Origin of the sequence: Brachyspira hampsonii, from assembly GCF_002214805.1 — a bacterium.
GTDB lineage: Bacteria > Spirochaetota > Brachyspiria > Brachyspirales > Brachyspiraceae > Brachyspira > Brachyspira hampsonii.
In genome coordinates this window covers 1,137,703-1,159,983 of record NZ_CP019914.1, presented here as the reverse complement: position 1 = coordinate 1,159,983, position 22,281 = coordinate 1,137,703, and the positions used below count along the sequence as shown (strand labels likewise).

Below are 22,281 nucleotides of genomic sequence, written 5' to 3'. Positions count from 1 at the left end.
TAAAGTTCTGCATATTGATATTATGTTTTGCATTATTACCGCCTATTATTAATTTGTGAATTTACTTTTTGTTGCATTTACTATTTTTACAAGAGTAAGCATTACAGGTACTTCTACTAATACTCCTACAATAGTCGCAAGTGCAGCTCCAGAATTAACTCCGAATAATGATACAGCCACAGCAACGGCAAGCTCAAAGAAGTTTGAAGCCCCTATCATGCCGGCAGGTGCAGCTACATTATAGGGAAGTTTCAATAAATAAGCTGCAATATAAGCTATGAAAAATATTAAAAAAGTCTGTAATATTAAAGGTATTGCTATCAAAATTATATGTATAGGATTTGATAGTATGACATTTCCTTGAAAGCTGAATAATAATATTAATGTTAATAGTAATCCTATTATTGTAATATTATCAAATTTATGTATAAAAATATTATTAAAATATTCTATTCCTTTTTTACCGCATACATAAACTCTTGTGATAATTCCAGCAGTTAATGGTATAAGTACAAATAATACTACAGATAAAAATAATGTATCCCAAGGTACAGCAACATTTGATATGCCTAATAAAAATTTTACTATAGGAACGAATGCTATGAGTATTATTAAATCATTAGTTGCAACCTGAACTACGGTATATGAAGGATTTCCATTTGTTAAAGCACTCCAAACAAATACCATTGCAGTACAAGGAGCAGCACCTAAAAGTACGGCACCAACTAAATATTCTTTTGCTAAATCTTTTGGTATTATATTATTTAATATAGTATAAAAAAATAAAGATGATATAAAAAACATAGTAAAAGGTTTTATAAGCCAATTTACAACCCAAGTGAGAAAAAGTCCCTGAGGATTTTTTGTAATGTTCTTTATGCTTTGAAAATCTACACTCATCATCATAGGGTATATCATTAGCCATATCAATACTGCTATTGGTATAGAAACATTTGCATATTCAAATTTATTTAATGTGTTTGGTATTACTTGTAAAAATTTTGATATTAATATTCCTATAATCATACATATAAATACCCATAAACTTAAATATTTCTGAAAAAAACTTATATTTTCTTTTTTATTATTCATTGTACTATCCTTTAAAACTCATCTTTAGCATTTACATTTTTCTTTTTTTATTTCATCTTTTTTATATGATGATATATTTGTGTAATATCCTATCAATTTTTCTGCTTTTTTTATTCCTTCTTCATTAAAACTATAATAAGTCCATTTACCTTCTTTTCTTCCTATTACAATTTTTGAATCGCAAAGTATTTTCATGTGATGAGATAATGTGGACTGTACTATATTTAATTTTTCTAAAATTTCACATGCACATATTTCTCCTTCTTTAATCATTTCCAATATTTTAAGTCTGTTTTCATCGCAGAATGCTTTGAATATAATTGCTTCTTCTTTATAATCTTTCATTTTGTAAATTATCCTTTAATAATTATATATCGATTATTATCGATATGTTTAGATTGTATCATACATATCGATAATTGTCAATATGTTTATTATTATTTATTGATATTTATTGAAATAAAAACATATAATGATATAATTTAGTATTGATTATTAATATTAAATAATTTGGAGTTTTATAGTATGCAGGTTAAAAATTTTGGAAGCGGTTATCTTTTATATGAGTTAAAAAACAAAAATGACATGGTATTAAAACTTACAGATATAGGTGCTTCAATAGCAGGTGTATTTTTCAAAGATAAAAAAGGCGATGAAGTGCAGGTATCATTCGGAAGTGATGATTATTCATTTTATTTGAATCCTCATGATTATATAGGAGCTTCTGTAGGAAGGGTAGCTAATAGAACTATAAATGCAGAATTTACACTTGACGGACAAACATATAAATTAACTAAAAATGACAATGGAAAACATCATTTACATGGCGGTGATAAAGGAATATCATTTCAAAAATTTGACTCTAAAGTTTTGGATAATCATTCTGTATTATTCAGTTTAAGCTCAAATGAAGGAGATGAAGGTTATCCGGCTAATGCTGATATAGATATAACATACTCTTTAACAGATGATAATGAAATAATTATAGAATATTTTGCTACAGTGAATGCTCCTACACCAATAAATCTTACAAATCATGCATATTGGAATCTTAATGGTGAAGGTACTATATATGATCATGATTTATTTATAGATTCTTCATTTTACTTGCCTGTAACAGATGAATGCGTTTCTACAGGAGAGATATTAAAAACAGGAAATACACCTTTTGATTTTACTAAAACAAAAAAAATAGGTGCTGATATAGAAAAGGCAAACGGTTATGATAATTGTTTTATATTTAATGAAAAAAATATATTGTCTCATATTGATGAAGAAAATAATAATCTAAATAAATTAAGAGCTTCATGCTATAGTGAAAAAACAGGAATATGCTTAGAGCTTTATACCACAAAACCCGCTATGCATTTTTATTCAGGAAATATGCTTAATAATAGAGAAGTAAGAAATACAGTTTTAAATAAGCATAATGCATTTTGTTTTGAAACAGAGTATTTACCCGGAGCTGTAAACTTTCCTCATTTTCCAAGCATAATATTTGATTCTGATAAAAATTACACTCATAAAACAATATATAAATTATCATTGAAATAATTGTAAAAAATTAGATAATATTTTTGGAAGGGTATATGAGTAATAACAATAAAAAATCAATAATAATAGAACATTACATTGAAAGGGTAAAAGATTTTAATATACCGGAATATCAGGTTTTGGATTGGGAATCTAAAGATGCTCAGGAGGCTAGATTTAGGGCTTTGCTTAATCATTTTGATATAAGAAAATCTATTTTGCTTGATGTGGGATGCGGACTTGGGCATTTGGCTGAGTATATAGATAAACAGAATATTGATACTTATTATATTGGTATTGATATAATGCCTGAAATGATTGAAAGAGCTAAGAATAAAAAATTTAAAAATATTAATCCTCAATTTATGACTATAGATTTTTTTAAGACTTCTGATATTGAAGATGATTTTGATTATATATATTCTTCAGGCATATTTAATCTTAATCTTGGGAACAATGAAGAGTTTTTGAAAAATGCTTTAAAAAATTTCTTGATTGCTGCTAGAAAAGGCGTATGCTTCAATCTGCTTGATATATCCTGTAAAGAAAAATACGGAGATAAATATTACTACTATAAAAAAGATGATGTATTTAATATGGTTTGCGATATAGTAAAAGATTTGGATTTAAAATGCAAGATAAAAATATCTGATGAGTATTTATCAAATGATTTTTCTGTATTTGCGGACATATTATAGTAAATATATTTAATATGGAGTATTTATGTTACAAAAATTATTAATAATTTCTATTTTTTTGATTTGCAGTTTTTTTCTATATTCTCAAACTTCAAAAGAGGCTAATAACACTTTAGAAGCCGTATCTATAGCTTATGACATGGAAATTAATTCTTCTTTTGCCTATGCTAAATTTTCTGCAGCTTCAAAAAATAAAGCTATAGTTAATTTATTTCAGGCTGTTTCTGATTCAAAATCCTGTCATGCTAATATTTTATATGATGCTGCTATTCAGGATAAGATAACAGATACTATTTTAAAAGCTCAGGTAGGAGATTCTAAAGTAGGAGAAGATATTGAGAATTTAGAATCGGCTGCTTCAATGACTTCTTATGAATATACTAAAATGTATCCTGAATTGTTAAAAGTAATAAATAAAGATAATAAAAAAGAAATGGCAGAAGAGATGAATAACATAATAAAAGTAGAGAAAGCACATAATATTTTATTTACCCAAGCTATAAATAATTTGCAAAACAATAAGCCTTTAGCAGATAAGTATTATTTATGTGAAACTTGCGGTTATATTGAAGCTAACTTAGCACCGAATAAATGTCCTATATGCGGTAAAGATGAAAATACTTTCAAAGAATATAAATAATTAATCATTTAAAAGTAAAGACTGAAATTTTTTATTTTCAGCCTTTATTTTATTAAGATTTTTATTTATTTATAGTACGCATATCTATTACATATCTGAATTTTACCTTGCCGTCTATAACTTTTCTGTATGCTTCTTTTATAGTTTGGGCATCAGCTTTTATTATTTCTACGCTAGGGTATATATTATTTTCTATAGAATAGTTAAGCATTTCCTGAGTTTCTTTTATTCCTCCTATTAAAGAGCCGAATAATTTTTTACTGCCATGAGTACCTATCATTGCTGTAAGTGTAGGCATTTTTGAAGTTCTAGGAAGTCCTAATAAACACATAGTTCCTCCTCTTTTAAGCATACGCATATACATGTTAACATCATAGTATGCTGGTATGGTGCTTATAATATAATTAAGAGTATTATTAACATTTTTTAAATCTTCTTGATTATTTACATTAACATATTTTACTGCTCCCATATTCAAGGCATCATCTCTTTTATCTTCTGTAATGTCAAAAACTGTAACTTCAGCTCCTAGTTTTACGGCATATTTTACAGCCATAGATCCAAGTCCTCCAAATCCGGCAATACCTACTTTCTCTCCTTTTTTTACATTCATAACTTTTATAGGTGAATAAGTAGTTATACCTGCACAAAGAAGCGGAGCAACCTTATCAAGTTCGGCATTATCTGGTATAAGTATTGCAAAGTTTTCAGATACTACTATATTGTCAGAGTATCCTCCTTGAGTTATTTCATTATCATGGAATCTATCTCTTGAACCGTAAGTATAAACTGCTCTATTTAAACAGTATTGTTCCAAATTATCTAAGCAGCTTTCGCATTGTCCGCATGAGTTTACCATACAGCCTACACCAGCAAAGTCGCCAACTTTAAACTTTGTTACTTTACTTCCTACTTGCACAACTCTTCCCGCTATTTCATGTCCTACTACTAAAGGAGTATTGCTTGATTTGCCTTCAACAACATGAATATCACTATGGCATATTCCAGCATAAAGTATTTCTATTAGCACATCATTGTCTCCTACTGCATGCCTTGTAAACTCATGATATTTAAAATCCATATTAGCAGAAACAGCCGCAAATCCTCTTGATTTTACTCTTCCGTTTGCATTAGTTTGTATATTGATCGGTGCTTTTTTAAGTTCCTGATTATACATTGCATTTGAAGAATTATTTTGATTTTGTAATATGTTATTATTATTTTCTGTATTTATGCTTGTTTGGGCATTCGATGAATTATTGCATGACAGCACATACAATATTGAGAGTATAGTTATTAATATAGCTTTTTTCATTTTAAAATCTCCTTTTTATATTTTATTATTAAACTTTTTTAAAAATTAATAAATATTTATGTTATTGTCTTTTATAGTTTTACTTGGGGCTTTACCCCACACCCCAGTTCTTTTTGTGTCCAAAAGAACCAAAAAAGACTGCATTTTTGTATATAAAATTAATTATACATATATAAGACATTTATTCCTGTAATAATTTATATTATTAAATTTTATATAAAATAATAAACTTGTAAAAATTATCTGTCAATAAATTTTTAAATATATTTATATTATATCATTGAAGTTTACTCCAGAGTCAAGCAATTTTTTTAAATTTCTTCATATATTTAATTTTATTCTAATTCCCGCCAAAGATTTATTTAGATTTTGAATTTTATTCACCGCACGCAGAATGGCATTATAAATATAAATTGATTTTGTATGTTAATTTTATTATATATAAAATGTAATTAACCGTGCATAGAGTAAGTCTATATATTTAATAATCGCTTGGGTGGCTGCTTTAGTTTCTAATTAAGCTATAAATATAATAAAAATTAGAATTTCAAAATAGAGTTAGATAAATAAAAGGGTGGGGTATGTGAATAAAATTTTAAAATATAAAAAATTATTTATGCTATAATTTATAAAATAGTGGTCTTCATTGTAATTGAGTTTTAAATGTTAATCTTTAATAATTTTTTAAAAAGAATGAAACTAAATCTAAATTAGAAAAATTTTGATTGAAATATTATAAAAAAGTTTTGGAATTATATTCTAATAATAATACTGTTATAGAAAATATAAAGAAAATTGAAGATAAATATATTTTCTAATATATTGTTTTTTTTATTGATATTAAATATAATTATTTTAGAGGTATCTATTATGGTTTTTAAAGTGATTGTGCATCAAGATGAAGATGGTTTTTGGGCAGAAGTTCCATCTATAAAAGGGTGTTTTACTCAAGCTGATACTATGGAAGAATTAGAATTCAATATTAAAGAAGCTATTGAAGGATGTCTTTCAGTTGATATTGAAGAATATAATAAAGATAATATTATAAAAACTATTGATGTAGTATTATGAAAACCGTAAGCGGTAAAAAATTTTGTAAATTATTAGAAAGTCATGGTTGGGTTCTTGCTAGAATAAACGGAAGCCATTATATTTATGTAAAATCTGGTAGTGATTTAAGAATATCTGTACCAGTGCATAAAAATGATGATCTAAAGATAGGACTTTTGAAAAAATTATTAAAGATTACCAATATATCGGAAGATGAATTATAATAACTTTTTTCTAATTCCCGCCCATTTTGTTTTACGATTTTATTTGTTATCATTGTTCTATTATTCTTTTTAGTTTTCACTGTTACTATAACGCCCGCCCTAGATTTATTTATATTTTGAATTTCCGCACCGCACGCAGAATGGCATTATAAATATAAATTGATTTTAAATGTTAATTTTTATTATATATAAAATTTCATTAACCGTGCGTGGAGTGTGTTATTAAATTTAATAATCGCTTGGGTGGGTGCTTTAGTTTCTAATTAAGCTATAAATATAATAAAAATTAGAATTTCAGAATAAAGTTTAATAAATAAAAGGGTGGGGAGTGAAGAGGATTTTAAATTTATTATAAATAAGTTTTTAATTTTTATAAATTTTTTTAATAATTAATTTTATGCTTTAATATAATAAAATCCATAAAAAATAAATAGTTGATTGTGTAATAAATTTAAAATAATATTATCACTTGAAAAATATACAATTTTGCAATATAATTTTTGTCATAAAAATATGTAAATAATAAATTAATTTTTTTATTAATAAATAGTATCAAACTACGGAGTGTTAATCATGGAATATAATTTTACTACCATTGAAAAGAAATGGCAGAAATTCTGGAAAGATAATAATTCTTTTAAAACAGTATCTAAACCTACAGACAAAAAATACTATGTACTGGAAATGTTTCCTTATCCGTCTGGTAAAATGCATATGGGGCATGTTTCTAACTATACTATAGCTGACTCTATAGCTAGATACTATAGGCTTTTAGGATATGATATCTTGCATCCTATGGGTTGGGACGCTTTTGGTATGCCTGCAGAAAATGCTGCTATAGAACATAAAACTCACCCAGCAGAATGGACTTTAAAAAACATAGCTAATATGAAAGAGCAGTTAAACTTACTCGGATACTCTTATGATTGGGACAGAGAAGTTACTACTTGTTTGCCTGATTATTATAAATGGGGACAATGGTTTATATTAAAAATGTATGAGAAAGGTCTTCTATACAGAAAAGGCGGAGACGTTAACTGGTGCGATCATTGTAATACAGTTCTTGCTAATGAGCAGGTTACTCCTGAAGGAACTTGCTGGAGATGCGACGGAGAAGTTACTAAAAAGAAATTAGAACAATGGTATATAAAAGTTACCGATTATGCTGAACAATTAGACGCAGATTTAAAATTACTTGAAGGATACTGGCCTGATAATGTTATAGCTATGCAGAAAAACTGGATAGGAAGAAGTGTTGGTGCTTATGTTAATTTTACTTTAGATGACGGAAAGGATTTTCCTATATTTACAACCCGTCCGGATACTATTTACGGTGTTACTTACATGGCTATAGCTTGGAATTATGACGGACTTTTAGATATGTGTACAGCTGAGCAAAAAAATGCTGTAGAAGAGTTCATAAAAAAATCTGCTAAAATAGATCAAAAAACTGATTATGAGAAAGAGGGGGTATTCACTGGAAGATATGTTATTAATCCTTTCAATAAAGAAAAAGCTCCTTTATACGCTGCTAATTTCGTTTTGGCTGAATACGGAAGCGGTGCTGTAATGGCTGTTCCTGCTCATGACCAAAGAGACTTTGAATTTGCTAAAAAATATAATATACCTGTAAAAGTGGTTATACAGAATGCTGATAATTCTTTGAAAGCCGAAAACATGACTGAAGCATATACTGAAGACGGAGTTGTTGTTAATTCGGATATTTTAAACGGACTTTCTACAAGAGATGCTATTAAAAAAGCAATTAGCTATGCATCAGAAAAAGGTTTCGGCAGCGAGAAAGTACAATACAAACTTAGAGATTGGCTTATATCAAGACAAAGATATTGGGGTAATCCTCTTCCTTTTGTACATTGTGAGAAATGCGGAATTGTTCCTGTGCCTGAAAGCGAACTTCCTATAACTCTTCCTATGGATATTGAGTTTACAGTTGGAGATAACCCTCTTAAAAAATCTGAGTCATTCGTTAATACGACTTGTCCTAAATGCGGAGGAAAGGCAAAAAGAGAAACTGACACTATGGATACATTTACATGCAGTTCTTGGTATTATGCAAGATATACTGATGCTCATAATGATAAAATGCCTTTTGACCCAGCTATTGCCAATGCTTGGCTTGGAGTTGACCAGTATATAGGAGGTATTGAGCATGCTTGTATGCACCTTTTATATTCAAGATTCTGGTACAAGTTTATGAGAGATATCGGACTTATCAAAGGAGATGAGCCTTTTAATAGACTTCTTACTCAAGGTATGGTTTTAGCAAACAGCTATGAATCAAGAGAGCTAAAAAAATTCTATACTCAGGAAGAGATGAATAATAAAGCATATGAAAAAGACGGTATAAAAAAAGAAGATATAATAGTAAAAATGGAAAAGATGTCTAAATCAAAAGCGAATGGTATTGATCCTACTGAGATTATAGAGCTTTTTGGGGCTGATGCCGTTAGAATATTTGTTATGTTTGCTGCTCCGCCAGAAAAAGATAAAGAATGGTCTGATGAGGGTGTTAAAGGTTCTGCAAGATTTTTAAACAGAATTTGGAACTTATTTCTAAAATACAAAGATGAAGAGGCATTCAAAAATAATAAATCATTTGATTATAATAACTTATCAAAAGAAGCTAAAAATCTTTATAAAAAATATCATAAAACTATAAAAAAAGTTACAATAGATATCAAAGACAGATTCCATTTTAACACTGCAATTGCTGCTTTGATGGAGCTTTTAAATGATATGTCATCAATAAAATTAAATGGTGATGATGAATATGCTATGTTTAAAGAGGTTATAAGAGGATATTTAATACTTCTTAATCCTATAGCTCCTCATATAACAGAAGAGCTTTATCAGATATTAAACTTTGGTAAGATGATACTTGAAGAAAGCTGGGTTGAACATAATGAAGAGTACTGCAAAGATGATGTATTTGAATTAGTATTTCAAGTAAATGGTAAAATAAGGGACAGAGTAGAAGCTGATATTAATATAAGCGAAGATGATGCTAAAACTCAGGCACTATCAAGCGAAAAAGTAAAACAGTTTACAGACGGCAAAAACATTGTTAAAGTAGTTTATGTTAAAGGTAAGCTTGTAAACATAGTTGTAAAATAATATTTAATTAATTTATAATAATAAAAAAGAGTATGGACTTAAAAAATCCTTACTCTTTTTTATTTGACTTTAATTACATCCCGCCCTTTATATTTTATTGTTTTATTTTCACATTTTAATTTTTATTATCTTTATAGCTCAATCAGAAATTATAGCACCCACCCAAGTGTTTATCAAATTTAAAAATTTACTCCACGCACGGTTAGCTAAATTTTATATATAATAAAAATTATAATTCATAATTAATTTATATTTTTAGTTTTATTTAGCGTGAGTTAGAAGATTATAGTTTTAAATAAATCTAGGGCGGGTGTTAGAATAACAGTAAAATCTAAAAAGAAAAATAGCATAAAAATGACAAATCATAGTTATAAACAAAAAATGGTGGGTAAGCGTAATTAAATTTTAAAACTTTAATTTCATGCCCACCCTTTATTCTTTATTGTTTTATTTTCACATTTTAATTTTCATTATCTTTATAGCTCAATCAGAAATTATAGCACCCACCCAAGTGTTTATTAAATTTAAAAATTTACTCCACGCACGGTTAGCCAAATTTAATATATAATTAAAATCATAATTCATAATTAATTTATATTTTTAGTTTTATTTAGCGTGCGTTAGAAGATTGTAGTTTTAAATAAATCTATGGCGGAAATTATAATAATTCATTTACATTATCAATATTATAATTATAAGATTTAACACCTTCTTCAGTATTAGTTATGTTAATAATGTTTATTGAATCTTTTATATCATTAAATTCTTCGCTGTCATTTACTGTTTTATATAAAAGTTTTAATGTATCATAATTATTAATTGTGAAAAACATTTGCATATCATTATTTCTGCTTAAATTTAAAATGCTTTTAAATAAATATTTAGCAGTGTCATTATCTAATGAGCTTGATATATCATCTGCCAAAATTACATTATTCTTATTTGCTGCTATAGGAAGTATTATAGATAAATATTTTTTTAATCCTTCGCCCATTAAATTCAATATTAGTAATTCATTCATTCCTTCAATATTAAGATAAATATTATTGTTAAGTACATTTATTGATTTTATATTATTATTGAAAAATGAAAGCATTTCTATTATAGGCTCTTCATTTTTATTTTTTAAAATTTCTATTAGATATGCTGTTAATGTATGATATTCTATTGTACTTGCTATATAAGTTTCCTCTCTATTTCCTATATTTTCAGCTTTTCTGCCCATCATATATATAGTATTATTTATGTTTGGAATATTTAATTTTTTTTCTTCTATGGAATCATCATTATTAATAATAGTATTATAATTTAATTCAATATTATTATCATTATGTATCTTATTATCTTTTAATATAGGGCTAATATTGATATTATAGCTTGTATTATCATATTTATTGTAATTAAAATTTATATTGTTATTATAGTCAAAATTATAAAATAATGTTTTTATTTCAGTTTTATTCTCTTTTACTCTGCTTATAGTTTTTATATTTTCTATTATATTGATACGAGATTCTGATAAAATGAGCATTAAAGTTTCAAGTATAGTAGTTTTTCCTAAGTTATTTTTCCCTGCTAAGAAATTTATTTTTTTAAAATTATCTATTTTAATTTTATTAAAACATTTAAAATTTTCTATATATAAATCTTTAATCATAATAAAAATCCCAAAAATTTAAATTACTATAAAATAAAATATCGGAGTTTTGAGAAAAAAATAGAGTTTATTAATTTTTACATTTATCAATTATATGCTATAATAAATACTATTATAGATAACAATATTTTTAGGGGATTAATATGTATATACTACCTGCAATAGATTTGAAAAACGGCGAGGTTGTAAGGCTTGTAGAAGGCGATTATGATAATAAAACTACTTATTTTAAGGATCCTTTAGAGGTCTTGGAATTTTTTGTTAAAAGCGGAAGCAGTTATTTGCATGTAGTTGATTTAGACGGAGCAAGCGACGGAGAAACTATTAATTTTAAAACAATAGAAAAAATAATAAAGAACTGTAATTTATTTGTAGAAGTAGGCGGCGGCATAAGAAATGAAGAAACTATAAAAAAATATTTGGACATAGGTGTAAAAAGGACAATATTAGGAACCGCTGCTGTTGAAAATATAGATTTTACTGAGAATATGATAAATAAGTATAAAGAGCATATAGCAGTTTCTATAGATTCAAGAAATAGAATGATAGCAGTTAAAGGCTGGAAAGAAATAAAAAAATTGGACTCCGTAGAGTTTTGTATGAAATTAGATAGTATGGGAATAGATACTATTATTTATACTGATATATCAAAAGACGGAAAACTTTCCGGAACTAATTTGGATATATATAAAGAGTTGAGAGAAAAACTTTCATGCAATATTATAGCTTCAGGAGGTGTTACTTTTGAAGATGAAATTATAAAATTAATGGACATGAAAATTAATGGTGCTATAGTTGGAAAAGCTATATATGAAGGTAAAATGGATTTAAAGAGAATAATAGAAATAACAAATATATAATTATTGATATTTGTGGGTATTATAAAAATTGTGATCATCTAGCAGGGTCATTTACTAAACATTGTTAGCGAACAATTTTTATTAGCAATAATTTGGGGGTATTATAAAAATTGTGAGTGTCTAGTAAATTCATTTACTAAACATTGTTAGCGAACAATTTTTATTAGCAATAATTTTGTGTTGTTATAAAAATTGTGATCGTCTAGCAGAGTCATTTACTAGATATTGTTAGCGAACAATTTTTATTAGCAATAATTTTGTGTTATTATAAAAATTGTGATCATCTAGCAGGGTCATTTACTAAACATTGTTAGCGAACAATTTTTATTAGCAATAATTTGGGGGTATTATAAAAATTGTGAGTGTCTAGTAAATTCATTTACTAAACATTGTTAGCGAACAATTTTTATTAGCAATAATTTGGGGGTATTATAAAAATTGTGAGTGTCTAGTAAATTCATTTACTAGATATAATTAGCAAATAATTTTTATTAGCAATAATTTGGGGGTATTATAAAAATTGTGAGCGTCTAGTAAATTTATTTACTAGACATTGTTAGCGAACAATTTTTATTAGCAATAATATGAAAGAAATAAATAATATATTAGAAAAATGCAGAAAAATAGTAAATAAAAATTTTATAAAAGAAGAAATAGATAAAATAGAAAACAATGATAATTTTATCAGAGCAATGAAAGAAGAAAATAATAATAGTTTTGATATTTTTTATAATATGCTTTCAGAATCTTATTCTAAAGATTTATTTGAAAAAATAGTAAGATATAGATATTTATTGTCATTTTACAGAGATGCTTATACTAATTCAAAAGAAAAAATAAAATTAAGTATGAAATATGGTTCTATTGATATATTTTCTTGGGGATTAAAGAGATTTTTATTTTATTTACAAAAATATAAATATCCTAACGAAATAGAAAATTTTTTACTTTTTTATATATTCGGACTTGAGCAATACAATGTAAAAAAGATATTTGAAGTAGGCGGTGATAGTGTTATATTCGATATAGGTGCTTGGAAAGGAGATACGGCTTATTTCTTTTCAAAAAAATGTAATGATAATGCAAAGATTTATGCTTTTGAGCCGGATATAAATGCTTTTGAAACATTGAAATTGATTAAAGAAAAATATAAATTAAATAATGTTATTTTAGAAAATATTCTTTTTTCTAATAAAAACGAAACTGTAGATTTTGTATCTATGACACCTAATACTCCTACAGTTAAGATGAATGCTGTTACTGTAGATGAGTTTGTTGAAAGTCATGATATAGGCAAAATAGATTATCTTAAAATGGATGTTGAAGGAGCAGAAATGCATATACTAGAAGGTGCTTTAAATACAATAAAAAAATTTCGTCCTTCTCTTGCTATAGCTGTATATCATGGGGGCGATCTTTTTATGGAGGATTTTTATAAAATACCTGTATTTATAAAAGAAATAACAGAAAATTACGAATATTATATAAGAACATTTTCTCCTTGGGGAGGGGAGACAATACTTTTTTGTATACCTAAAAAATAAAATTATGTTATAATTGTTATAGGCTAATATATAATATTGACTTTTTATAACTATACTTATAAAATGCAACTTTAGGAGATAAAAATTTATGGCAAGAAAAGATATAGTAAACAGTGTTATAGGGGATGGTTCATCTTTTAAAGGTACTTTTATTGTAAAAGGTTCTTTTCAAATAGATGGAAAATTTGAAGGCGAATTAAAGATAGACGGACATTTAATTATAGGTCCTAATGGTAAAGTAAAGACAAGCACTATCATAACAGAAAGCATCACAATAGCTGGTACCTTGATTGGTAATATAGATGCCCAAAAAGAAGTTATATTAATAGAAACAGGAAGAGTTTTAGGAAATATAGAAGCTCCTAAAATAGATGTAGGAGAAGGTGCTGTTATACAGGGAGAAATGACTATAACAGGCGGACAGAAAAAAGATATAACAAAAGTAGTGCATGAATCTTTCACCGGTATAAAAATAGAAGATGAGTCATTAGTAAATAACAGCGGTTATTCAGATAATACTTCTTCAGAAAATAATAGTTATAATATAGATAATAATTCAAGCAATAGTATTTTTTAATTAAGGTGTATTCGTAAATGGCTATAAAAATAAAAACACAAGCTGAAATTAATTTAATGCGTGAAAGCGGACATATATTGGCTAATGTATTTAAAGAAGTTGAAAAGATAATTCAGCCGGGAATATCTACTAAAGAAATAGATAAATTTGTTTATGATTATATAAGAAAGCATAATGCTAAGCCTTCATTTAAAGGTTATGGTAAGCCTCCTTTTCCGGGGTCTATATGTTCTTCTATAAATAATGAAGTAATACATGGAATACCAAGTAAAAAGAAAATTTTAAAAGATGGGGATATCATAGGGCTTGATATAGGTGTATATTATAAAGGTTATCATTCTGACAGAGCATTTACTTTTAAAGTAGGAAATGTGTCAGATGATGCTTCAAGATTGATTGAAGTTACTATGGAGTCATTTTTTAATGGCGTAAAAAAGATAAAAGACGGCGTTCATTTGGGAGATGTTTCCCATGCTATTCAAAAAACTGCTGAAGATGCAGGTTATTCTCTGGTAAGAGAGTTTCAAGGTCATGGAGTTGGTGCAAATTTGCATGAAGAGCCTGCCGTACCAAACAGAGGAAAAGAGGGAGCAGGTCCTATACTTAAAACTAACATGGTTATAGCAATAGAACCTATGGTTAATATGGGGCATCATGCTATTTTAATAGAAGATGATGATTGGACTATCATAACTAGGGACGGATCATTATCAGCACATTATGAACATACTGTAGCGGTAAAAGAAGATGGGGTTGAGATATTAACCGCTTTAGAAGATGATGAGATAGTAAAAAAATATCTTGGTAAATGATTGGAAAATAAATTGAAAACTCTATTTAATAAATATTAAGTAGAGTTTTTTAGTTTTAATTAAAAATATAAATAAGGATATAAAATTATGGCTGCTTTTGAAATCAAAGAAGAATTTATTTTAAATGGCAAACCTATAAAAATTTTATCAGGAGCTATTCATTATTTTAGATTTGTTAGAGAATATTGGGAAGATTGTCTTTATAATTTAAAGGCAGCTGGATTTAATACTGTTGAAACATATATACCTTGGAATATTCATGAGATAGATGAAGGCTTTTTCGATTTTTCAGGCAATAAAGATATAGCATCTTTTATTAAAACTGCTCAGAAATTGGATTTATTGGTTATATTAAGACCTACTCCGTATATATGTGCTGAATGGGAATTCGGAGGACTTCCTGCATGGCTTTTAAGATATGATAATATAAAAGTTCGTACTAATACTCAATTATTTTTAAGTAAGGTTGATGCTTATTATAAAGAGTTATTTAAACATATTGATGATTTGCAAATTACTAGAAACGGACCTGTAATTATGATGCAGATTGAAAATGAATATGGTTCATTCGGAAATGATAAAGAATATCTCAGAGCTTTAAAAAATCTTATGATTAAACATGGTGCTGAAGTGCCTTTATTTACTTCAGATGGTGCTTGGGATGCAGTTTTAGAGGCAGGTACTTTAATAGATGATGGAATATTAGCTACTGTTAATTTCGGTTCTAAGGCTAAAGAAAGTTTTGATGATACAGAAAAATTTTTTGCAAGAAAAGGTATAAAAAAACCATTAATGTGTATGGAATTCTGGGACGGTTGGTTTAATTTATGGAAAGATCCTATAATAAAAAGAGATGCTGATGATTTTATAATGGAAGTAAAAGAGATTTTGAAAAGAGGAAGTATAAATCTATATATGTTTATAGGAGGAACTAATTTTGGTTTTTATAACGGCACTTCTGTAACAGGTTATACAGATTTCCCTCAAATTACATCTTATGATTATGATGCTGTTCTTACAGAATGGGGTGAGCCTACAGAGAAATTTTATAAACTTCAGAAACTTATAAATGAATTATTTCCTGAAATAAAAACTTTTGAACCTAGAGATCATAAAAGGTTAGATTTCTCAGAGGCAAAACTAAAAAATAAAACTTCATTATTTTCAGTTATAGATAAAATATCAAAATGTCAGAAAAGCGATTTCCCTATAACTATGGAGAAAGCAGGAAGCGGATATGGTTATATGCTTTATAGGACTAAGGTAAAAGGTTTTAATAATAATATGAATGTAAGAGCAGTAGGTGCTTCAGATAGGGTTCATTTTTATTTAAATGGCGAATATAAGGGTGTAAAATATCAAGATGAGCTTATAGAGCCTATTGAAATGCATTTTAATGACGGCGATAATATATTGGAATTATTGGTTGAAAATGTAGGACGCGTAAATTACGGTTATAAACTTCAGGAATGCAGTCAGGTTAAAGGTATTCGTATAGGGGTTATGGCCGATATACATTTTGAAACAGGCTTTGAACAGTATGCTTTATCTCTTGATAATATAGAGGATGTAGATTTCAGTGCCGATTGGATAGAAAATACTCCTTCTTTCTATCGTTATGAATTTGAGGTTAAAGAGGCTGCAGATACTTTCCTTGACTGTTCTAAACTAGGAAAAGGTGTGGCATTCATAAACGGATTTAATTTAGGAAGGTATTGGAGTGAAGGACCGGCATGTTATTTGTATATACCTGCTCCTCTTTTGAAAATAGGAGTTAATGAAATCATTGTATTTGAAACTGAAAATATGCTTGCTGATAGCATTGCTCTTAGAGATAAGCCTACTTATAAGGAAATAAAAAAATAGTATAATGTAAAAATTTATTATACCGATACTTTAGACAATAAAACTTTATTTTTGATTTATATTATGAAACATATATTTTTGATATTTATTATATTAATATTGACTTGTTTATCAGTATATTCGCAGGGGCAATCGCTTAATACTCCTAATAGAACAGCAGATACTGTCAGAACTATGGAAATGGATACCAATACATACGAATCATTATTCAGCGGTAAATTAGAGCCTGCTTGGGTATATATAGGAGAGGCAAAAAGAGCAATACATAATAATGATATTCCTTATGCTCTATTTATAATGAATAAAACTTTGATGTATTATCCTAATAATGCAGATGCTCATTATTTTTTAGGTTTAATATATGAAAAAGAAGCTGGAAACCCAGCAGAACAGGGCGGTGCTGCATCTTATCGCTTAGCTATAGAGGAATACAAAAAAGCTATAAATTTTGCTACTAATCTTACAATACCGGCATATAAATTGGATGCATATTTCAGTCTTTTATATATATATGAGAAATTAATAGATGAAAATAATTATGCCGCTATAGAAAAAGAGATTATTGCCATGGCTGAAAATACATATAAAAATTATGAAAAAGGAAGAATATATTTCAAATTAGCAGAACATTATGGAAGTAAGAATAGAGGTACTTCTGCAGTAGATTATTACAGACAGGCATATATTAACGGATACAGACAGAAGCTATCCCTTTTTAGAATGTCTTTAATATATAGAAGAATGCGTAATTATGTACAGGAAAAAGAAACTTTAATGCTTGCTATTAAATATGATTTTGATAATGTTGAGCCTAGCAATTTTGATGTTCAGAAGGCTATAGTTCAAAGATTAGAGGCATTGAAGAATGTACGAATACCTAAGAAATTAAATTAATTTTTTAATTATCTTAATAATAAAGTAAAAGCAATGGTGTATTTTGCATCATTGCTTTTTATTTTTTTATAATTTTAATTATTTATATTGAGAAAAAGAGATTATTATATTAAAATATAATATTTAATAGATAAATAAATATTAAGAGATGTAAAATGAAAACAAAAATAATTGTAGTATTATTAATATTATTAAGTGCTTCAAGTTTATATTCTCAGGAAGATCAATTTAATAATGATTTAAATTTTTTAGAAGATGATTATACTTTCAGTAATCCTTTTCGCATATATGAAGTTGATAAATATTACATGGGGTGGCAGGATCCTAGGGCATTTATAGGGCGTATATTATTTGCTAAGAACTTTAATGTAGATAAAAATTTATCACTTATTGCTCCTGATGTTAATTGGGATTTTAAATCTGTATCGGTTTATGTTGAAGGCCGTTTAGCTAGTGAGATAATGTTTTATAGAAATAAGTATTTTTCTGTAGGTATGGGCGGAGCTATGGAGATATCAATACTTGGAAGAAGCAGCGGATTATTCGATGTTTATGATTTTTCCGGGCAGTTTATGGTATTTGCTGATTTATGGCTTCAGAATCTTGTTGGAATTAATATGAAAATTAGATTTATACCTATGTACCATCAATCTACGCATTTGGTAGACGGATTTAAAGGCGATACTCAAATAAAAAGCGGAAGCAGTTATGAATTCGGATCTATAGCAGTTTATTATTATATTAAAAATTTTAGTGTTTATTTGGGCTCTGAAATTTCATATAATGCGGTAGGAAATAGTCCGCAGTTATTCAGGATACATACAGGATTGGATTATAGATTTCCTTTATATAAAGATCAAATTAGCTTAATAACAGGAATAAATATTGCTGCCATTTTAGATAAAAAAGACAGGCTTGGACTTATAAAAGAGCCTTGGCATGCTGCTGTCAATTTCGGTATTGGAGTTGAGTTTTATAGATATGCTGTGTCTTTAAAAGTCGGTTATGGAAAGCCTAGAGGAGCATCTAGTTATTTCGGATATGAAACTAAAGTTGGACTTGAAATAAGTTTATTATTTTAATATTTTATTATTGACAAAATAATTAATAATATTGATAGTATGATCTGCAGTTGACAAATCCGCTAAAGTTATAGGAGCTTATATTGTATTTGTAATATGCTGATATAGCAGACTTATCTTTACAAAATAAATATTTTAGTATAATATTTGTTTTATACGGTTGTTTTTCTATATGCATAATAATTTTATTAATTTTTTTGTATAATTTATTATTTTTTTATAAAAAAATTAATAAACTATATATTCAAAAATTATTTATTATGTTAAATTATAACCATGAAATGGAGGTAATTATATATGGCTGGATTATTCGATATAATAGGTCCTGTTATGATAGGTCCTTCAAGTTCTCATACAGCCGGTGCTTGCCGTATTGGGAAACTTGCTAAGAAGATTTTAGGTGAAGATGTGAAGGAAGCAAAAATATATTTGCATGGTTCTTTTGCTTTAACTTGGAAAGGTCATGGAACTGACAAAGCTATTTTGGCAGGACTTTTAGGATTTGAAACTGATGATCCTAATCTTAGAGACAGTTATAGTCTTGCTGAAAAGGCTAATCTTAAATATGAGTTTATTCCTACCAAATTGAGAGAGGCTTTTCACCCTAATACAGTGTATATTGAAGCTAAAGGTGAAACTAATGAGATTAATATATTAGCTTCTTCTATAGGCGGAGGATTAATAGTTTTGGATAAAGTTAATGGCATAGAGGTACATTATAAAGGAGATTTTCCAACTATTGCTATAGTTAATAAAGATGTTCCGGGTATTATAGCTAAAGTTACTTCTATTATATTTGAAAATGGAATAAATATTGAGAATATGAATGTAACTCCTCAATTTGAAGGTATTAACAGAGGATATGCTATTATTGTTATTGGTATGACTGATGTTATATCAAAAGAGATAGAGGAAAAAATAAGACATATAGAAAATATAAGGGACTTTGTATTTTTAGATAAGTTGTATTAAATATTATATGGAGTATAAAAAGTATTATGGATATAAAATCTATAGAATCATTGGTGGCTTTAGCTGCAGAAAAAAAAGTAAAAATAAGTGATATAGTAATAGATATAGAAGCAGAATCAGAAAAAACTGATAGGCAATCAGTTATTGAGAAGATGACTTCTTATTATGATATAATGAAAGAAGCTGTTGAGAATGGAAAAAAGGATAAATTTAATTTTGTAACAGGTTTGCAAAATGAATGTGTAGAAATAGTAGATAAATTTTATAAAGATAAAAAAAGCATATTGGGAGAGATAGTAGGCGAGGTAGTAACTGCAGCTATGTCAGTAAGCGGTTATAATGCATGTATGGGTAAAATAATAGCTGCCCCTACTGCAGGAAGCTGCGGAGTAATGCCTGCTGTACTTACTGTATGTGAGAGCAGAGGATATAAAAAAGAAGATATAGTAAAATCAATGTTTACTGCTGCAGGATTTGCTGATATCATAGCACAGATAGCAACATTCGCCGGTGCTGAGGGAGGATGTATGGCTGAATGCGGTTCGGCTGCTGGTATGGCTGCTAGTGCTTGTGCTGAGATTATGGGCGGTACGCCTCAGCAGTGTGCAGATGCTTTTGCACTTACTATATCAGCTATGCTTGGACTTATATGCGATCCTATTGCAGGATTCGTTGAAGTGCCTTGTATGGGTAAAAATGTTATGTCTGCTGTTCATGCTATTGTTTCAGCAGAGATGGCTTGTGCAGGTTTTAAAAGCGTTATACCGGCTGATGAGGTTGTATCTGCCATGAAAGAAGTTGGCGACGGAATGGATGAGAGATTTAAAGAAACTTCTTTAGGAGGGCTTGCAAACACTCCTACAGGACGCGCTATATCCGAAAAACTATTGGGTAAATTAAATAAATAATAATTGTTTATTAATTTATAATTATATATAAATAAAAGATCTCTGGTAAATTTGTTTATCAGAAATCTTTTATTTATGATAAAATATAGTCTTATTATTAGTTAAGTATAGAAACTATAAGTATTATATAAATTAACTTGCTTGATAATGTATTCTTTTAATTTTGATTAGCAATAATGAAATATACGATTATTTTTAGTCTTTTTATTTTTTAATATATATTATATCAATGCATTATTTTATAGATATAGTATTTATCTAAAATAATATTTCATAGAAAAATATACATACATTTTGATAAATATGGCAGATATATCATAATTGATATAATTAATAATATATGTTATTATATATATAATAGTTCAATGTGTAAATAATTATTGGGGGGCTTTATGAGATTTATTTCATGCACATTTTTATTATTGATACTATTATCATGCACTCAAAATTCTGATTCTAATACTAAAGAAAACATTCAAAATAGTGAAACTTCTATAGAAGATGTAAATATAGTTCAGGATTTATCTTTAGAAGATGCTATAGCAAAATATGAAGAATATCCTAGTATAGATATAATAAAAAATCTTCTTGATTCAGGTAATATTAATAACACTTTAGCACAATCCACAAATATAGTAAATGCTGAAGATACAGAATATGATCTTAGTGTAACTTTTGATGAGGGTACTACTGCTTTAATGATAGCTTCTTATTACGGATATGCCGATTTAGTAAATGCACTTATACAAAATAATGCTGATGTTAATATGAAAAATAAAAGAAATTATACAGCACTTTTATATGCTACAGATATATGGGCTAGACAAGGTATAGGAATATATGACAGCAATTTTAATGTGGTTGAGCTTTTGGTGATGGCTAAAGCAGATGTTGATGCTGCTGATAATAATGGCTGGACTCCTTTATTTTTTGCTGCGGATAATTCTAATTCTGATGTAGCGGCATTTTTAGTTGATAATGGTGCTAATATAAATATTATAGATAATGAAGGAATAACACCTCTTTTAGTAGCAAATGATGTTGAAACAGTTAAAATATTATCTAAGACAGTTAATATTAATAAACCTAATTTCTCTGGAGTAACACCTTTAATAGCATTTTCTATGAGGGATATATCTACAGATGCTATTAATATTTTATTAGAGAATGGTGCTAATGTTAATATTGTAGATAAAGATGGTGAAACAGCTCTATCTTATGCTATTGAAAATGGTAATTTTGAGGCGGCTTTAATATTGCTTGAAAATAATGCTAATCCTAATCTTGCTAAGAAAAAAGCTAAGGAGCTTGCAAGTATAGCTAGAGAATTGGGGGATGAGGAAGTAGCTTCTATATTAGATAAATATTAATAAAATGTCTTTGTTGACAAATTATTTTATTTTGGTATATTTATTATATTGT

At 27.7% G+C, this 22,281-nt stretch carries 20 protein-coding genes; 16 read left to right on the top strand and 4 right to left on the bottom strand.

What is annotated here, in order from left to right; all coding sequences use genetic code 11:
• Positions 1-48: 48 nt before the first annotated feature.
• Together arsB and BHAMNSH16_RS04850 are read right to left on the bottom strand one after the other, a co-directional pair.
• A complete protein-coding gene (gene arsB / locus BHAMNSH16_RS04855; RefSeq protein WP_069732258.1) occupies positions 49-1,092 on the bottom strand; it encodes an ACR3 family arsenite efflux transporter in 1,044 nt (347 codons plus the stop codon).
• Positions 1,093-1,116: 24 nt separating this feature from the next.
• The gene (locus BHAMNSH16_RS04850) at positions 1,117-1,437 is read right to left on the bottom strand and encodes an ArsR/SmtB family transcription factor (protein WP_008727471.1); all 321 of its coding nucleotides are present in this window, start codon (positions 1,435-1,437) and stop codon (positions 1,117-1,119) included.
• A gap of 180 nt (positions 1,438-1,617) precedes the next feature.
• Here BHAMNSH16_RS04850 and BHAMNSH16_RS04845 point away from each other — a divergent pair, with 180 nt between their 5' ends.
• The 3 genes from BHAMNSH16_RS04845 to BHAMNSH16_RS04835 are packed head-to-tail and all read left to right on the top strand — an operon-like array spanning position 1,618 to position 3,963.
• The gene (locus tag BHAMNSH16_RS04845) at positions 1,618-2,646 is read left to right on the top strand and encodes an aldose epimerase family protein (RefSeq protein WP_008727472.1); all 1,029 of its coding nucleotides are present in this window, start codon (positions 1,618-1,620) and stop codon (positions 2,644-2,646) included.
• 35 nt (positions 2,647-2,681) lie between these two features.
• Positions 2,682-3,323 (top strand): class I SAM-dependent methyltransferase, encoded by a 642-nt coding sequence (locus BHAMNSH16_RS04840; RefSeq protein WP_008727473.1) that lies wholly within the window; start codon positions 2,682-2,684, stop codon positions 3,321-3,323.
• A gap of 25 nt (positions 3,324-3,348) precedes the next feature.
• Complete coding sequence (locus BHAMNSH16_RS04835) at positions 3,349-3,963, top strand: rubrerythrin family protein (protein ID WP_008727474.1); 615 nt, start codon at positions 3,349-3,351, stop codon at positions 3,961-3,963.
• Positions 3,964-4,024: 61 nt separating this feature from the next.
• Here BHAMNSH16_RS04835 and BHAMNSH16_RS04830 read toward each other — a convergent pair whose 3' ends face one another.
• Complete coding sequence (locus tag BHAMNSH16_RS04830; protein WP_008727477.1) at positions 4,025-5,278, bottom strand: NAD(P)-dependent alcohol dehydrogenase; 1,254 nt, start codon at positions 5,276-5,278, stop codon at positions 4,025-4,027.
• Positions 5,279-6,148: 870 nt separating this feature from the next.
• On the opposite strand from BHAMNSH16_RS04830, the gene BHAMNSH16_RS04825 reads away from it, so the two are divergent.
• From BHAMNSH16_RS04825 to leuS, 3 genes are all read left to right on the top strand, one after another.
• Positions 6,149-6,349 carry a type II toxin-antitoxin system HicB family antitoxin gene (locus BHAMNSH16_RS04825; RefSeq protein WP_008727892.1) on the top strand — a complete coding sequence of 67 codons (201 nt, stop codon included), beginning with the start codon at positions 6,149-6,151 and terminating at the stop codon, positions 6,347-6,349.
• Positions 6,346-6,552, top strand: coding sequence for a type II toxin-antitoxin system HicA family toxin (locus tag BHAMNSH16_RS04820; RefSeq protein WP_008727891.1), 207 nt, complete (start codon positions 6,346-6,348; stop codon positions 6,550-6,552). Before BHAMNSH16_RS04825 ends, BHAMNSH16_RS04820 begins: the two co-directional genes overlap by 4 nt.
• A gap of 573 nt (positions 6,553-7,125) precedes the next feature.
• Positions 7,126-9,687 (top strand): leucine--tRNA ligase, encoded by a 2,562-nt coding sequence (gene leuS / locus BHAMNSH16_RS04815; RefSeq protein ID WP_008727890.1) that lies wholly within the window; start codon positions 7,126-7,128, stop codon positions 9,685-9,687.
• A gap of 658 nt (positions 9,688-10,345) precedes the next feature.
• Here the strand turns inward: leuS and BHAMNSH16_RS04810 are convergent.
• Positions 10,346-11,344 (bottom strand): AAA family ATPase, encoded by a 999-nt coding sequence (locus BHAMNSH16_RS04810; protein ID WP_069732259.1) that lies wholly within the window; start codon positions 11,342-11,344, stop codon positions 10,346-10,348.
• A 143-nt stretch (positions 11,345-11,487) separates the two neighbouring features.
• On the opposite strand from BHAMNSH16_RS04810, the gene hisA reads away from it, so the two are divergent.
• The 10 genes from hisA to BHAMNSH16_RS04760 all read left to right on the top strand — a co-directional run bounded on the left by hisA (position 11,488) and on the right by BHAMNSH16_RS04760 (position 22,229).
• On the top strand, positions 11,488-12,204 hold the full coding sequence (gene hisA, locus BHAMNSH16_RS04805; RefSeq protein ID WP_008730350.1) for a 1-(5-phosphoribosyl)-5-[(5-phosphoribosylamino)methylideneamino]imidazole-4-carboxamide isomerase: 717 nt from the start codon (positions 11,488-11,490) through the stop codon (positions 12,202-12,204).
• Positions 12,205-12,788: 584 nt separating this feature from the next.
• On the top strand, positions 12,789-13,748 hold the full coding sequence (locus BHAMNSH16_RS04800) for an FkbM family methyltransferase (RefSeq protein ID WP_069732260.1): 960 nt from the start codon (positions 12,789-12,791) through the stop codon (positions 13,746-13,748).
• 88 nt (positions 13,749-13,836) lie between these two features.
• On the top strand, positions 13,837-14,325 hold the full coding sequence (locus BHAMNSH16_RS04795) for a bactofilin family protein (protein WP_008727265.1): 489 nt from the start codon (positions 13,837-13,839) through the stop codon (positions 14,323-14,325).
• Between the two features lie 17 nt (positions 14,326-14,342).
• Positions 14,343-15,137: a type I methionyl aminopeptidase gene (gene map / locus BHAMNSH16_RS04790; protein ID WP_008727264.1), complete on the top strand. Its 795-nt coding sequence runs from the start codon at positions 14,343-14,345 to the stop codon at positions 15,135-15,137.
• An 87-nt stretch (positions 15,138-15,224) separates the two neighbouring features.
• On the top strand, positions 15,225-17,003 hold the full coding sequence (locus tag BHAMNSH16_RS04785) for a glycoside hydrolase family 35 protein (RefSeq protein ID WP_008727263.1): 1,779 nt from the start codon (positions 15,225-15,227) through the stop codon (positions 17,001-17,003).
• Positions 17,004-17,066: 63 nt separating this feature from the next.
• Positions 17,067-17,897 carry a tetratricopeptide repeat protein gene (locus tag BHAMNSH16_RS04780; protein ID WP_008727262.1) on the top strand — a complete coding sequence of 277 codons (831 nt, stop codon included), beginning with the start codon at positions 17,067-17,069 and terminating at the stop codon, positions 17,895-17,897.
• Between the two features lie 155 nt (positions 17,898-18,052).
• A complete protein-coding gene (locus tag BHAMNSH16_RS04775; RefSeq protein ID WP_008727261.1) occupies positions 18,053-18,979 on the top strand; it encodes a hypothetical protein in 927 nt (308 codons plus the stop codon).
• 297 nt (positions 18,980-19,276) lie between these two features.
• Positions 19,277-19,951, top strand: a complete 675-nt coding sequence (sdaAB, locus tag BHAMNSH16_RS04770) for an L-serine ammonia-lyase, iron-sulfur-dependent subunit beta (RefSeq protein WP_008727260.1) — start codon at positions 19,277-19,279, stop codon at positions 19,949-19,951.
• Between the two features lie 26 nt (positions 19,952-19,977).
• Positions 19,978-20,859, top strand: a complete 882-nt coding sequence (gene sdaAA, locus BHAMNSH16_RS04765) for an L-serine ammonia-lyase, iron-sulfur-dependent, subunit alpha (protein WP_008727259.1) — start codon at positions 19,978-19,980, stop codon at positions 20,857-20,859.
• A 392-nt stretch (positions 20,860-21,251) separates the two neighbouring features.
• Positions 21,252-22,229, top strand: a complete 978-nt coding sequence (locus tag BHAMNSH16_RS04760; protein ID WP_008727258.1) for an ankyrin repeat domain-containing protein — start codon at positions 21,252-21,254, stop codon at positions 22,227-22,229.
• Positions 22,230-22,281: the final 52 nt, after the last annotated feature.

What these genes read in the sequence shown, in the direction of transcription:
- arsB (WP_069732258.1), bottom strand. Translation starts at nt 1,092, where the DNA reads ATGAATAATAAAAAAGAAAATATAAGTTTTTTTCAGAAATATTTAAGT.
- BHAMNSH16_RS04850 (WP_008727471.1), bottom strand. Translation starts at nt 1,437, where the DNA reads ATGAAAGATTATAAAGAAGAAGCAATTATATTCAAAGCATTCTGCGAT.
- BHAMNSH16_RS04845 (WP_008727472.1), top strand. Translation starts at nt 1,618, where the DNA reads ATGCAGGTTAAAAATTTTGGAAGCGGTTATCTTTTATATGAGTTAAAA.
- BHAMNSH16_RS04840 (WP_008727473.1), top strand. Translation starts at nt 2,682, where the DNA reads ATGAGTAATAACAATAAAAAATCAATAATAATAGAACATTACATTGAA.
- BHAMNSH16_RS04835 (WP_008727474.1), top strand. Translation starts at nt 3,349, where the DNA reads ATGTTACAAAAATTATTAATAATTTCTATTTTTTTGATTTGCAGTTTT.
- BHAMNSH16_RS04830 (WP_008727477.1), bottom strand. Translation starts at nt 5,278, where the DNA reads ATGAAAAAAGCTATATTAATAACTATACTCTCAATATTGTATGTGCTG.
- BHAMNSH16_RS04825 (WP_008727892.1), top strand. Translation starts at nt 6,149, where the DNA reads ATGGTTTTTAAAGTGATTGTGCATCAAGATGAAGATGGTTTTTGGGCA.
- BHAMNSH16_RS04820 (WP_008727891.1), top strand. Translation starts at nt 6,346, where the DNA reads ATGAAAACCGTAAGCGGTAAAAAATTTTGTAAATTATTAGAAAGTCAT.
- leuS (WP_008727890.1), top strand. Translation starts at nt 7,126, where the DNA reads ATGGAATATAATTTTACTACCATTGAAAAGAAATGGCAGAAATTCTGG.
- BHAMNSH16_RS04810 (WP_069732259.1), bottom strand. Translation starts at nt 11,344, where the DNA reads ATGATTAAAGATTTATATATAGAAAATTTTAAATGTTTTAATAAAATT.
- hisA (WP_008730350.1), top strand. Translation starts at nt 11,488, where the DNA reads ATGTATATACTACCTGCAATAGATTTGAAAAACGGCGAGGTTGTAAGG.
- BHAMNSH16_RS04800 (WP_069732260.1), top strand. Translation starts at nt 12,789, where the DNA reads ATGAAAGAAATAAATAATATATTAGAAAAATGCAGAAAAATAGTAAAT.
- BHAMNSH16_RS04795 (WP_008727265.1), top strand. Translation starts at nt 13,837, where the DNA reads ATGGCAAGAAAAGATATAGTAAACAGTGTTATAGGGGATGGTTCATCT.
- map (WP_008727264.1), top strand. Translation starts at nt 14,343, where the DNA reads ATGGCTATAAAAATAAAAACACAAGCTGAAATTAATTTAATGCGTGAA.
- BHAMNSH16_RS04785 (WP_008727263.1), top strand. Translation starts at nt 15,225, where the DNA reads ATGGCTGCTTTTGAAATCAAAGAAGAATTTATTTTAAATGGCAAACCT.
- BHAMNSH16_RS04780 (WP_008727262.1), top strand. Translation starts at nt 17,067, where the DNA reads ATGAAACATATATTTTTGATATTTATTATATTAATATTGACTTGTTTA.
- BHAMNSH16_RS04775 (WP_008727261.1), top strand. Translation starts at nt 18,053, where the DNA reads ATGAAAACAAAAATAATTGTAGTATTATTAATATTATTAAGTGCTTCA.
- sdaAB (WP_008727260.1), top strand. Translation starts at nt 19,277, where the DNA reads ATGGCTGGATTATTCGATATAATAGGTCCTGTTATGATAGGTCCTTCA.
- sdaAA (WP_008727259.1), top strand. Translation starts at nt 19,978, where the DNA reads ATGGATATAAAATCTATAGAATCATTGGTGGCTTTAGCTGCAGAAAAA.
- BHAMNSH16_RS04760 (WP_008727258.1), top strand. Translation starts at nt 21,252, where the DNA reads ATGAGATTTATTTCATGCACATTTTTATTATTGATACTATTATCATGC.